This is a genomic window from Pseudomonas sp. Sample_24 (assembly GCF_004307605.1).
Lineage (GTDB): Bacteria > Pseudomonadota > Gammaproteobacteria > Pseudomonadales > Pseudomonadaceae > Aquipseudomonas.
Genome location: NZ_RCNW01000309.1, coordinates 1 through 2,732, shown reverse-complemented (window position 1 = coordinate 2,732; position 2,732 = coordinate 1). Strand labels below are relative to the sequence as shown.

At 59.4% G+C, this 2,732-nt stretch carries 4 protein-coding genes; all 4 read right to left on the bottom strand.

Annotated elements, in window-relative coordinates; translation table 11 throughout:
• A partial coding sequence (locus D8V06_RS16595) for an ABC transporter ATP-binding protein (RefSeq protein WP_130931335.1) occupies nt 1–527 on the bottom strand: 527 nt, incomplete at its 3' end.
• The gene (locus D8V06_RS16590) at nt 524–1,177 is read right to left on the bottom strand and encodes an ABC transporter permease (RefSeq protein WP_130906254.1); all 654 of its coding nucleotides are present in this window, start codon (nt 1,175–1,177) and stop codon (nt 524–526) included. The genes D8V06_RS16590 and D8V06_RS16595, both read right to left, overlap by 4 nt.
• Before the next feature lie 12 nt (nt 1,178–1,189).
• Entirely contained in the window at nt 1,190–2,083 is an 894-nt protein-coding gene (locus D8V06_RS16585; protein ID WP_130906255.1) for a glycine betaine ABC transporter substrate-binding protein, read from the bottom strand.
• 20 nt (nt 2,084–2,103) lie between these two features.
• On the bottom strand, nt 2,104–2,730 hold the full coding sequence (locus D8V06_RS16580) for an ABC transporter permease (protein WP_241667835.1): 627 nt from the start codon (nt 2,728–2,730) through the stop codon (nt 2,104–2,106).
• Between the last annotated feature and the right edge of the window lie 2 nt (nt 2,731–2,732).

Here is a 2,732-nt window from a genome sequence, read left to right as displayed (position 1 = left end):
TCGCGGTTGATCGGGTCGACCGCGCCGAACGGTTCGTCCATCAACAACAGCGGCGCATCGGCCGCCAGTGCACGAATCACGCCGATCCGTTGTTGCTGGCCACCGGACAATTCCCGTGGATAACGATGCAGGTATTGCTTGGGTTCGAGCTTGATCATGCTCATCAATTCGCGGGCGCGGTCGTGGCATTTCTGTTTGTCCCAGCCGAGCAATTTCGGCACTACCACGATGTTCTCTTCGATGGTCATGTTCGGGAACAAACCGATCTGCTGGATCACGTAGCCGATGTTGCGACGCAGGGTCACTTCGTCGAGGCCGGTGGTGTCTTCGCCGTTGATCAGGATCTTGCCCGAGGTCGGCTTGATCAGGCGGTTGATCATTTTCAGCGTGGTGCTTTTGCCGCAACCCGATGGCCCGAGGAACACACAGATTTCGCCTTCATTGACAGTCAGGCTCACCGAGTCCACGGCTTTCACATCTTTGCCGTTGCTTTGGAAGGTCTTGCTGAGGTTTTGAAGTTCGATCATTTAAGGAGTCCTTTTGGAGTCAGCGAACGTTGCAGCCACTGCAAAATGAGGTCGGCGAAGATCGCCAGAAGACTGACCAGCACGGCGCCAACGATCAGCATCGACATGTCGCTGCGGCTGATGGAAGCGAGGATGAGTACGCCCAATCCACCGGCACCGATGGTGGCGGCGATGGTCATGACGCCGATGTTCATGACCACGGCGGTGCGCACACCGGCAAGGATCACCGGCACGGCAATCGGCAGTTCGACCATGCGCAGGCGCTGGCCGAAGGTCATGCCGATACCTCGCGCGGCTTCACGAATACCCGGTTCGACACCGCTCAGCGCCAGGTAGGTGTTGCGCATGATCGGCAGCAGTGAATAAAGGAACACCGCAGTGATCGCCGGCATCGGACCGAGGCCTTGGCCGAATTTCGAGTAGAACGGCAGTAGCAGGCCGAACAGCGCAATCGACGGCACGGTCAGCAGCACCGTGGCGCTGGCCTGCAAAGGCCCGGCGAGGCTAGGGAAGCGTGTCATCAAAATCCCCAGCGGCACGCCGACCACGATCGCCAGGGTTACGGCGATCCCGACAAGCGTGATGTGTTGCCACGTCAGGTGCAAAACCTGCGACCAGTCGAGATGGGAAAAGGCGTTCAAGAATTCCATGACTTTTCCTCCTTAGTTAATCGGGTGTCGGCGCAGGAAATCGGCGGCGACGGCTGACGGACTTTGATGCTCGACATCGACCCGCGCGTTGAGCTCGCGCATGGTGTCGTCGTCGAACAGTTCAGCCAGTGGCTTGAGCTGTTCGGCGAGTTGCGGATGCGCATCAAGGTAGGCCTGACGCACCACCGGTGCGGCGGTGTAGTCCGGGAAGTAATGCTTGTCGTCTTCCAGCAGTTTCAACTTGAAGGCGTTGAGTCGACCGTCGGTGGTGTAGACCAGTCCGGCAAACACCTGGCCGTTGCGCAGCGCGGTATAGACCAGGCCAGCGTCCATCTGGCGGATGTTCTTGCGGGTCAGGTTCATGTCGTAGAGCTCGACCATGCCGTCGAGTCCGTCCGAGCGATTGGCGAACTCGGTGTCCAGCGCCACCAGGTTGTTGGTCTGGGCTTCCTTGCGCAGCACCGAGTTGAGCTCGCTGATGGTGTTGATCTGTGGGTACTGGTCAGCGACGTTTTTCGGCAGGGCGAGGGCGTAGGTGTTGCTGAACTTCGACGGAGTGAGCCAGACCAGGCCTTTTTTCGCGTCGAGTTCTTTGACTCGTGCGTAGGACTGTTCGCTGTCGAGTTTTTCAGTGACATGGTTGTAGGAAACCAACGACACGCCGGTGTATTCCCAAAGCATGTCCAGTTGCCCACTTTCGTGGGCACTGCGGGCGAGGTTACTGCCCAGGCCGCCGGTGACTTGCACCTCGTAACCTTTGGTACGCAGGTATTGCGAAGTGATCTCCGCCAGCAGGGTCTGTTCGGTGAACACCCGGGCGCCGATGCGAATAACCGGTTTTTCCGCGGCTTGGGCAAATCCTGCAAACAGCAGAACGCAGCCCAGTAAAAAGCTTGATGTTTTCATGACGATTCCTTTGCCGAGGCTTAAGACGGGCGCAAACCGCGTTCGAGCCAGAGACGGCTGGCGAGGGTCACCAGGCCATCGAGCAACAAGGCCAGCAGCGCGGTACACGCGGCGCCGAGCAGCAGTTGCGGCTGATTGTTCAGGGCAATACCGGGGAAGATCAGGCTGCCGAGGCTGTTGGCGCCAATCAGGAAGGCCAGCGGCGCGGTTCCGACATTGATTGCCAGTGCCACGCGCACGCCGCCGATGATGATCGGCACGGCGTTGGGCAATTCGACACGCCACAACACTTGAGTGGGTGTCATGCCGATACCGACCGCGGCTTCCTTGAGTGAGCCCTGGACGTTTTTCAGGCCTTCGTAAGTGTTGCGCACGATGGGCAGCAAGGAGGCGAGGAAGAGGGCGAAGATCGCCGGGCCACTGCCGATGCCGAGGATGCCGAGGGCGATGGCCAGAACGGCGAGAGGCGGAACCGTGTTGCCGATATTGAAGAACTGCATGAAGCGCTCGGCGCGGCCGATCATGTTCGGGCGGCTGAGGAATATGCCGGCAGGGATGCCCACGACAAGGGCGGCCAGCATGGAGGCGAGGACGAGAATCAGATGAGCTTGCAGGTAAAACAACAAATCGTCGCGGTAATGTTCGATCG

What these genes read in the sequence shown, in the direction of transcription:
- D8V06_RS16590 (WP_130906254.1), bottom strand. Translation starts at nt 1,177, where the DNA reads ATGGAATTCTTGAACGCCTTTTCCCATCTCGACTGGTCGCAGGTTTTG.
- D8V06_RS16585 (WP_130906255.1), bottom strand. Translation starts at nt 2,083, where the DNA reads ATGAAAACATCAAGCTTTTTACTGGGCTGCGTTCTGCTGTTTGCAGGA.